This is a genomic window from Lysobacter alkalisoli, assembly GCF_006547045.1.
GTDB lineage: Bacteria > Pseudomonadota > Gammaproteobacteria > Xanthomonadales > Xanthomonadaceae > Marilutibacter > Marilutibacter alkalisoli.
The window spans coordinates 2,523,410-2,532,445 of the sequence record NZ_CP041242.1 but is presented as its reverse complement, the minus strand read 5'-3'; the positions used below and the strand labels follow the sequence as shown (position 1 = coordinate 2,532,445).

The following is a 9,036-nucleotide window of genomic DNA, read 5'->3' as shown; positions in this document are numbered from 1 at the left end:
GGTGGACACACTCCATGCGGGCCATCGACATCCGGGCGTGGATCTGCGGGTTCGAGCCCGGTTGTCGTTTGTGGTTTCAGGCCGCGGCGTAATCCAGCGTGATGCCCAGCCCGGTGATGTCGTCGGCTTCGCTTTCCAGGTCGGCCTGCAGCAGCGGCCGCGACTCCAGCCAGCGGCGCGCAAGGGTAAGTGACAGCCGGTTGCCTTCGACGGAGAGGTCCAGCCGCGGGATCGGGTCGGGTTCGTGCGAGCGGTGCATCAACACCGCCAGCCGCAGCAGGGCGGTGCTGCGTCGCGCCGGGTTGAGCAGGCGGTCGGGCAGGGAGTCGAACGCGGACTTGGGAATGCGTCGGCGGTGGGCGCGGATCAGAGCGGCCAGGAACTGCTGTTGCTGGCGCGAGAAGCCTGAGATATCCGAGTGCTCGGCGAGGTAGGCGCCATGCACGTGGTACTGGCTGTGGGCGATTGCCAGGCCGATCTCGTGCAGGCGCGCGGCGTGGACCAGCATGACCCGGTCGTCCTCGTCGAGCGTCCACGCTGCGGCGACCTGGTCGAACAGCCGCAGTGCGGTCGCTTCGACCCGCGCGGACTGGCCGGCGTCGATGCCGTAGCGCTGCATCAGCGCCGCCACCGCCGATTCGCGTGGATCATGCGCGCCGCCACGGCCGACCATGTCGTACAGCACGCCCTCGCGCATCGCGGCCTTGCTGACCATCATCCGCTCCAGACCGAGTGCGTCGAACGCGGCCTGCAGCACCAGAATGCCGCCAGCGATCACCGGCCGGCGCTCGCCGGACAGGCCGGGCAGGTCGATGTCGCCGATGGTCGAGGCTTGCAGCAGCCGGTCGCGCACCTGCGGCAGCGCCTCGGCGGTGATCGCGCCCTTGGTCAGCTTCATCGAGCGGCAGATCTCGCCGATTGCCTTGATCGTGCCCGAGGCGCCGATCGCCTCGTCCCAGCCCAGTGCGCGATAGGCGCCGGCAAACTGCTGGAACTCGGCGCTGATCTCGGCCAGTGCCGCGTTCCATTTTTTCTTCGACAGCTTGCCATTGCCGAAGAAGCGACGGGTGCTGGCGACGCAACCGACCTGCAGGCTTTCACGTTCGATCGCCTCGAAGCCCGAACCGATGATGCATTCGGTGGAGCCGCCGCCGATGTCGATCACCAGCCGCAACTGCCCGGGCTTTGGCGGCTGCGCATTGGCGACGCCGAAATAGATCAGGCGCGCCTCCTCGCGGCCGGACACTACCTCGACAGCATGTCCGAGCGCGGTCTCGGCCGGAATCAGGAAGCCCTGCGGATCGGACAGCCGGCGCACGGTGTTGGTGGCGATCGCGCGCACCCGTTGCGGTGGGATATCGCGCAGGCGCTGGCCGAAGCGTGCCAGACAGTCGAGGGCGCGCCGGCGGACCTCGACTGACAGTCCGCCCTTGCCGTCGAGGCCTTCGGCCAGGCGCACGGACTCGCGCAGGCGGTCGACCAGTCGCAGCTGTCCCAGCGTGTAGCGGGACACCATCATGTGGAAACTGTTGGACCCCAAGTCCACCGCGGCGACCAGGTCGCCGTCTTTCAGCGGGAGTCGTGCCGCGTGGAGCAGTCCGTTCATGTGCGAATGATCGCCGACCGGGCTGTCGATGGATAGTCCGCGATCAAAAGAACTTTCTCCCATGGCCGCCGGCACCGGCTTCTGGACACATTGCGGGCGTCCGGAAGATGCCGCCGGAAGCGGCTGTCAACCGTTGATTGCGTCCAGCAGTGCCGCCTGCGCCGAATGCAGCGGCTTGCCGCTGGATGGCGACAGTCGCTGGTAGCTGCCATCGGATTGCAACTCCCATGCGTTGACGTTGTCGGCCAGATAGTTGGCGATGGCCTCGGCATGTACGCGTTCGGCAAGGGCCGGATCGAGGATCGGAAAACATGTTTCGACACGGCGCAGCAGGTTGCGCTCCAGCCAGTCTGCGCTCGAGCACAGCAGGTCGGGCTGGCCGTCGTTGGCGAACCAGTACACACGGTGGTGTTCGAGGAAGCGGCCGACGATCGAGCGCACCCGGATGTTGTCCGATACGCCGGGCACGCCCGGGCGCAGGGTGCAGGCACCGCGCACGATCAGGTCGATCTTCACCCCGGCCTGCGAGGCGCGGTAGAGCGCACGCACCACCTGTGGTTCGTTGAGGGCATTCATCTTCGCCACGATCCGGGCCTGACGGCCGGAGCGTGCATGCTGGGTCTCGCGTTCGATCCGCTTGAGCATGCCGTCGTGCAGGGTGAACGGTGATTGCAACAGGCGCTTGAGCTTGATCGACGGCGCCAGCCCCGACAACTGCTGGAATATCAGGTGGACGTCGTTGCCGATTTCCGGGTTGGCGGTCATCAGGCCGATGTCGGTGTACAGGCGTGCGGTGCCAGGGTGATAGTTGCCGGTACCCAGATGCACGTAGCGGCGCAGCCGACCGTCCTCGCGGCGGATCACCAGCAGCATCTTGGCGTGGGTCTTGTAGCCGACCACGCCGTACACCACCTGCACGCCGGCTTCCTGCAGGCGGTCGGCGAAGCCAAGGTTGGCTTCCTCGTCGAAGCGCGCGCGCAGTTCCACCACCACGGTCACGTCCTTGCCGTTGCGCGCGGCCTGGATCAACTGCTCGACGATCGGCGAACCCTTGCCGGAGCGGTACAGGGTCTGCTTGATCGCCAGCACCTGCGGGTCCTCCGCCGCTTGCCGCAGCAGTTCCAGCACCGGGGTGAAGGCATCGAACGGATGATGCAACAGCACGTCGCCGCGATTGATGCGGTCGAACATCGCCTCGGTGCCGGGCAGCTGGCGCTGCTGGAATGGCGGAAACTTCAGTTCCGGCCGTGCGACCAGGTCGTAGACCTGGGTCACGCGGTTCAGATTGACCGGGCCGTTGATCCGGTAGACCGCGTTCTCGTTGAGGTCGAAGTTTTCCAGCAGCGTCCGCACGATGTCGTCGGGGCACTGCTCGGCGATCTCCAGCCGCACCGCGCGCAGGTAGCCACGGCCGACCAGTTCGTCGCGCAGGGCGAGGGCGATGTTGTCTACCTCTTCCTCGTCGACCAAAAGCTCGGAATTGCGGGTGACGCGGAACTGGTAGGCCCCCTTGACCTCCATGCCCGGGAACAGCTCGTCAACGAAAGTCGACAGTACCGAGGACAGGAATACGAAGTCGTTGGCCCCTCCGGAGACGCTCTCCGGCAGCTGGATGATGCGCGGCAGCGAGCGCGGTGCGCGCACGATGGCAAGGTTGCCATCGCGGCCGAACGCATCGCGTCCCTTCAGCACGACGACGATGTTGAGCGACTTGTTGAGGATCTTGGGGAACGGATGCGCCGGATCCAGGCCCAGTGGCGACAGCACCGGCATGACCTCATCGCGGAAGTAGGCCAGCAGCCAGCGCTTCTGGCGCGCGTTCCACGCGTCGCGGCTGAGCACGCGCACCCCGGCCTCGGCCAGAGCTGGACGCAGGATCCTGTTCCAGCAGTCGTACTGCGAGCTCACCAGTTCGGCGGCACGGTCGTGGATGCGCGCCAGCACCGTAGCCGGCGCCAGGCCATCGGCGTGAGGCATCAATCCGAGGTCGTGGGCGTGGCGCAGCGAACCGGCGCGTATCTCGAAGAATTCGTCGAGGTTGGTGCAGGAAATGCACAGGTACTTCAACCGCTCCAGCAGCGGCACCCGCTTGTCCTCCGCCTGCGCAAGCACCCGGAAGTTGAAGTCCAGCTGGGACAGTTCGCGATTGAAATACAACGCGCTGTCGTATAGCCGGGCGTCGTGCGGTGGCGCGGCATGGGGCGTGTCGGCGGGCGGTGCGGGTTTGCTGGCTTCGTCCATGGGTCTCTCAGGCGGAAGCCTGTTGTCTGCCGCCGGCGATATCGCGCCGTCTTACCCGGCTCGGGTGGAAGTGGCAGGCGAAGGTGCTGCCGCGGCCGACTTCGCTGGCGATATCCAAAGTGGCCTCGTGCAGGTTCAGTACATGCTTCACGATAGCAAGTCCCAGGCCGGTACCGCCGCTCTCGCGTGAGCGGCTGGTGGAGACCCGGTAGAAGCGCTCGGTGATGCGTGGAAGGTGGCTGGCCGGGATGCCGTAGCCGCTGTCGGTGACCTGCAGTACTGCGCCGCCGTGGTCGTCGGCACGCAGGGCAATCTCGATGCGGCCGCCGGCCGGCGTATAACGTACCGCGTTGCTGACCAGGTTGGAGAATGCGCTGTGCAGTTCCTTGGACGAGCCGTACAGGTCGATGTCGATGGCATCGTCGACCTCGATCTGATGCCGGCCCTGGCTCAGCGCCAGCGCTTCCCGACGCAGGGTGTTGAGCATCGAGCTCATCGATACCACTTCCTCGCCGGGTAGGTGATCCTGCGATTCCAGCCGTGACAGCGTCAGCAGATCCTCCACCAGCTGGGTCATCCGCTGCGATTGCCGCTGCATTTCCGACAGCATCGGTTGCCAGTCCGGCTGTTCTTCCGGGTCGAGCATGTCCAGATAGCCGTGGATCACGGTCAGCGGTGTGCGCAGTTCGTGCGAGACGTTGGCGACGAAATCGCGACGCATCTGCTCCAGCTGCAGCAGGCGACTGACATCGCGTGCCACCAGCAGCCAAAGATTCTCCGAGTACGGGATCAGACGCAGGCTGAGGGTGATGGCCGGGTTCAGCGGCGACATCGTTTCCAGCGCCTCGGCGTTGCGTCCCGCGGCCATCCAGTGCGCCAGCGGCAACGGCTGCAAGCGCTGCACCAACGAGGCGCCGATGTCGTCCGGATAGCGCAACCCGAGCAGGCGGCTGCCGGATTCGTTGAACCACTGGATGCGCTGGCTGTTGCGCTCGACCACCACGATCGCGTCGGGCAGCGCAGCAGCGGCGGCCCGGTAGGCCCGCAGCATCTCCATCAGCCGGCGCTTGCGGCCGCGCATCTCGGCCTGTCCGCGATAGAGCAGGCGGTCGAGCTCGTCCCAGACCCCGTTGCTGTTGGAAGGCGACAGCCGCTGCCGCGCGGTCAGCCGGGTCAGCACTTTGCGCAGCCGCCAGTAGTGCCAGGCCACTATGCCGAGCGCGGTTGCCGTGAGCACCGGGAACAGTTGCCCGGTCAGCAGGCCCACCACCACCGCGGCAGTCAGGATCACGACCAGCAGGCCGAGGGTGCGGAACCAGGCGGAGCGGGTGCGGGGAGGCATGGGACAGTAGAGAGGGTGGAGGAGTGAGAAGTGAGAGAAGATCGTTTTACTACTCTTTTCTCACTTCTCTCCACTCTTCACCCGCTTTTTCAGATCTCTGCCGCGGCCGAGAACCGGTATCCCGAGCCGCGCACGGTCTGCACCATTCCGTCCAGTCCGTGAGGTTCCAGGGTCTTGCGCAGGCGGCGGATATGCACATCGACGGTGCGTTCCTCGACGTAGACGCTGCCCCCCCATACATGGTCGAGCAGTTGGGTGCGCGAATAGACGCGCTCGGGATGGGTCATGAAAAAGTGCAGCAGGCGGTACTCGGTCGGGCCGATCTGCACCGGCTGGTCGCTTGCGAATACGCGATGCGCGGCGCCGTCGATGCGCAGGGCGCCGACCGCGACGCTGCCGTCCTCGTCGTCGTCGCGCGAGCGCCGCAGTACCGCACGGATGCGGGCGAGCAGTTCGCGTGCCGAGAACGGCTTGACCACGTAGTCGTCGACGCCTGCCTCCAACCCGCCGACGCGGTCGTTTTCCTCGCCTCGTGCGGTGAGCATGATGATCGGGATCTCGCGGGTCAGCGATTCCTTGCGCCAGCGCCGGGCCAGTTCCAGGCCGCTGGTGCCGGGCAGCATCCAGTCGAGCAGGATCAGGTCGGGGATCCGGTCGGCGATGGCGGTCTGCGCCTCGCGGGCGTCGCCGGCGTGGACCGGCTCGTATTCGCCCTTGCGCAGGGCGAAGGAGACCATGTCACGGATGGCGGGTTCGTCTTCTACGATCAGGATGCGCTTTTGCACGCGGTCACCAGTGGGGGGGTCGAAGCAAGCCACCTCGGAAAGCCATGCTGGCCTGGCGGATTCCCGAGCCGACGGGCCGGCGTGGGCCGGTCCGGCTTCGCCGAGCACATGCGGGGGAGAGAGAATCCCGCACGCGCCGGGACGATGCGTCCGACGTGCATCGCCGGGTCCGGCCGAGCCGGGCCTCCGAAGCGGCATCAGTACACTACCGTTTAGTGACAGCTTTGTGACAACGCTGCCGGGAATCCCGGTTGTCGGCTGTCTGCTGCCGCTTCGGGCGTTGAACGAACGACTGCAGGACTCTCAGCGCCTGCGCAGATCCTCGTCCCGGATCCCCTGCCGGCGCAGCTCCAGCACGATCGGGGTGATCGCCGCGATCCTCGACTCGATCCGGGCGCGAGCGTAATAGTCCAGATCGTCGCGTTTCTTGAGGATGTTGAGTCGGGCCAGGGCCATCTCGGGACGGCCGTTCAGGTAGGCGGCCTCCGCATACGCCTCGCCGGCACGGATCTCGTCCCCGGCGATCTCGCAGGCGCGCGCGAACACGGCCTGAAATCCCGGGTCTTCGCCGGAGCGGGACAGCAGCGGGCGCAGTACGGCCTGTGCGCGGCGCCCGGCCTCGGGCGTATTGCGCTCCGCCAGCATGCGGGCGTAGGTCAGGGCCGTGGGCCTGTCGTCAGGCGACTGGCGCAGCAATGCTTCGAAGCGGGCATCGGCCGAGTCGTGCTGGCCGCTGCGGGCCTCGGCTTCGGCCAAGCCCAGCGTCACCCAGGTATCGCCCGGTCGGGCGTCGAGCAGGCCGGAGAGGGCGTTGGCGGCCTCGCGCGTCTTGCCCGCCCGCAACAGGGCGATCGAACGGCCGTACTGTTGCGCTTCGGTCAGCGGTTTGTTGCGGGCGATGCCGTCGTACTCGCTGACGGCCGCATCGGGGGTGTTGGCACTGAGTACGCGCAGGCGTTCGCGGGCCAGCTCGTAGTGGCCGGTGCTGCCGCTGCGGGTAGCGGTGAGGTCCGGCCGAAGATTCCACGGCAGCAGCGGGTTGCGGGAACCTTCGGTGTCGTAGCGGGGGCGGCCGGAACCGTCCTGGCGGCATTGGTCCGGGCCCTCGGGGTCGCGCACGCAGACCTGGCCGTTGCGGTTGTCGCGGCTGATCTGCTCGGCCCGCTGCTTGGCCTCGGTGATCCGCATCGAGGTCATCGGGTGGGTCCGGAGGTATTCGGGGATCAGGTCGTCGTAATAGCTGGCCGCGTTCGTTCTCGATTTGGCCTGCATGGTGACGAAAAAGTCCGCCATCGCGGTGGGGTCGTAATCGCTGCGCGAGAGTGTCCGAATGCCGAGCCGATCGGCCTCCTGCTCGTTGGAGCGGGTGTAGTTGATCTGTCGCTGCTGAAGCAGGCCCATCGCGCCGACCATGGCCGCCTGGGTGGCATTGCCGGATGAGCTTCCGCCGACGGCCTGTGCGGCGGCGATCGCGCCCAGCATCGCCAGCAGGATCGGCAACTGGTCGCGCTGGGCGCGTTCGACCGCACGCAGCACATGATGCTGGGTGACATGGGCGATTTCGTGCGAGAGCACACCGGCAACCTCGTCCTCGCGCTCGCTGGCCAGCACCAGGCCGGCATTGAGGCCGATGTAACCGCCGAGGGTGGCGAAGGCATTGATCTGCCGGTCGCGCAGCATGAAGAAGGTGAACGGCTGTTCAGGCCGGTCGCTGTTTGCGGCCAGTCGGCTGCCCATGGTGTCCACCCAGCTGTCGATCAGCGGGTCTTCCAGTACGTACTCGTAGTGGCGTAGCTGGGCCAGCAGCATCGCACCGTACTGCTCCTGCTGGGCCGGGCTCAGCAGTTCGCCGGCGGACGAGCCGATGTCGGGCAGCCGCATGTCCTGGGCCGGCGCGCAGATGGTGGCCAGGCTCAGGGTGACGGCGGTGGCAAGTGGCAGAATGCGGCGCAAGGGAGTCTCAGCGGGTCTGGGCCGGATGGCGTGGATGGTTCGAGAATGGGCCGATACGGGGCCGGTGACGTGAATCGGCGGTTAACTGCAGCCTGCCGCTTCCGCCCGCGACCCCGAGTCTGCCACGTATGCGTCCTGTCCGCGGCGGGGCGTGCAACTGGAAAACGGCTGCGACCGTGCCCATATTGCCGCTGCATCGACATGCTTGGACCGCGGCATGTCCCCAGAGTTTCCCAGGAGCCTGTCTTGAGCACCCCATCCGACACGTTTGCCCCCGAGATCACCATCTACACCTCTGCGATCTGCCCGTACTGCGTGGCGGCCAAGAACTTCCTCAAGAGCAAAGGGCAGCGCTGGACGGAGGTCCGGATCGATCTCGATCCGGCCGAGCGCGAGCGCATGATCGAGCGCGCCCGGCGCACCAGCGTGCCGCAGATCTTCGTCGGCGACACCCATGTCGGCGGCTACGACGACATGATCGCACTGCACCGTGCCGGCGGTCTTGAGCCATTGTTTGAAGGGAGTAAGTAGGCGCGCCTGGACGCCGCTGCCGCCTGCGCCTGCGAACGCCCGGCCAAGGCTGGCCGGGCCGGGGTATCCGAAGCCGAGAGCGTGTCGCCAGGGGCGGCCTTCCTGGCTCATCCAGGAACAATTCCAATGAACGAAAAGCACAACGATCGCATCGCCGAATTCACCGACTTCCGCCAACGCATGAACGAACGCATCCTGGCCGAGCCTAACCAGGTGGTGCGTCGTTTCTTCGCGCTCGATACCCAGACCTACAAGGCCGGCGCACTGGACGTGAAGACCAAGGAGCTGCTCGGCCTGGTCGCCTCGCTGGTGCTGCGCTGCGACGACTGCATCAGCTATCACGTCGCCCAGTGCCGCGAGGCCGGCGTCAACCGCGAAGAGATGTTCGAGGCGTTCTCGGTCGGCCTGGTGGTCGGCGGCTCGATCGTGATCCCGCACATGCGCCGCGCGGTCGCTTTCCTGGACGGACTGGAGCAGGGCGGGGCGGTGCCCGGCGCTGCCGGTCACGACCATGGCTGAGCGCGCGACGCTTGGCAAATGATGGTGGCGACGGCTTCCTGAGGGTGTCGCCGGTTCCC

7 protein-coding genes are annotated in these 9,036 nt (G+C 66.7%); 2 read left to right on the top strand and 5 right to left on the bottom strand.

All coding sequences use genetic code 11. From position 1 onward, the window contains the following. Positions 1–76: 76 nt before the first annotated feature. From ppx to FKV23_RS11090, 5 genes are all read right to left on the bottom strand, one after another. Complete coding sequence (ppx, locus tag FKV23_RS11110; RefSeq protein WP_141623898.1) at positions 77–1,606, bottom strand: exopolyphosphatase; 1,530 nt, start codon at positions 1,604–1,606, stop codon at positions 77–79. Between the two features lie 126 nt (positions 1,607–1,732). Next, positions 1,733–3,847, bottom strand: coding sequence for a polyphosphate kinase 1 (ppk1, locus tag FKV23_RS11105; protein ID WP_141623897.1), 2,115 nt, complete (start codon positions 3,845–3,847; stop codon positions 1,733–1,735). A gap of 7 nt (positions 3,848–3,854) precedes the next feature. Then, positions 3,855–5,189 carry a phosphate regulon sensor histidine kinase PhoR gene (gene phoR / locus FKV23_RS11100; RefSeq protein WP_141623896.1) on the bottom strand — a complete coding sequence of 445 codons (1,335 nt, stop codon included), beginning with the start codon at positions 5,187–5,189 and terminating at the stop codon, positions 3,855–3,857. An 89-nt stretch (positions 5,190–5,278) separates the two neighbouring features. Then, positions 5,279–5,974, bottom strand: a complete 696-nt coding sequence (phoB, locus tag FKV23_RS11095; RefSeq protein ID WP_141623895.1) for a phosphate regulon transcriptional regulator PhoB — start codon at positions 5,972–5,974, stop codon at positions 5,279–5,281. 303 nt (positions 5,975–6,277) lie between these two features. Next, positions 6,278–7,927 (bottom strand): M48 family metalloprotease, encoded by a 1,650-nt coding sequence (locus FKV23_RS11090; RefSeq protein ID WP_407067625.1) that lies wholly within the window; start codon positions 7,925–7,927, stop codon positions 6,278–6,280. Between the two features lie 246 nt (positions 7,928–8,173). Here FKV23_RS11090 and grxC point away from each other — a divergent pair, with 246 nt between their 5' ends. Next, positions 8,174–8,458, top strand: coding sequence for a glutaredoxin 3 (gene grxC, locus FKV23_RS11085; RefSeq protein WP_244243987.1), 285 nt, complete (start codon positions 8,174–8,176; stop codon positions 8,456–8,458). A gap of 126 nt (positions 8,459–8,584) precedes the next feature. After that, positions 8,585–8,977: a carboxymuconolactone decarboxylase family protein gene (locus FKV23_RS11080; RefSeq protein WP_141623893.1), complete on the top strand. Its 393-nt coding sequence runs from the start codon at positions 8,585–8,587 to the stop codon at positions 8,975–8,977. Positions 8,978–9,036: the final 59 nt, after the last annotated feature.